Source organism: Burkholderia sp. SIMBA_051, from assembly GCF_046534915.1.
Classification (GTDB): domain Bacteria; phylum Pseudomonadota; class Gammaproteobacteria; order Burkholderiales; family Burkholderiaceae; genus Burkholderia; species Burkholderia ambifaria.
The window spans coordinates 1-274 of the sequence record NZ_JAWRXS010000242.1 but is presented as its reverse complement, the minus strand read 5'-3'; the positions used below and the strand labels follow the sequence as shown (position 1 = coordinate 274).

At 54.0% G+C, this 274-nt stretch carries 1 protein-coding gene; it reads left to right on the top strand.

The window, feature by feature from the left end; translation table 11 throughout:
* Positions 1-144, top strand: a 144-nt coding sequence (locus SB771_RS34360; protein ID WP_410721957.1) for a BamA/TamA family outer membrane protein, incomplete at its 5' end; no start/stop codon positions are given.
* Between the last annotated feature and the right edge of the window lie 130 nt (positions 145-274).

Genomic DNA, 274 nt, shown 5'->3' with positions numbered 1-274 from the left:
AATGGCCTGCGTTACGGCTACGGTCTGGGCCTCGCGTGGATTTCGCCAATCGGACCGCTCAAGCTCAGTCTCGGTTTTCCTGTCGTGAAGCACACTGGTGACCAGTACCAGAAGTTCCAGTTTCAGATCGGGACGTCGTTCTAGCGTGAATCGGGTTACGAGTTGATGAAGTTATGGTTCGCTGAACACCAGCGATATCCGCAAGCGCTGTTTGCAGGCTCGATTACGTTGCTCGAAGGCGTTCTGCAGTTTGTGAACGATACGCATCAGCTGG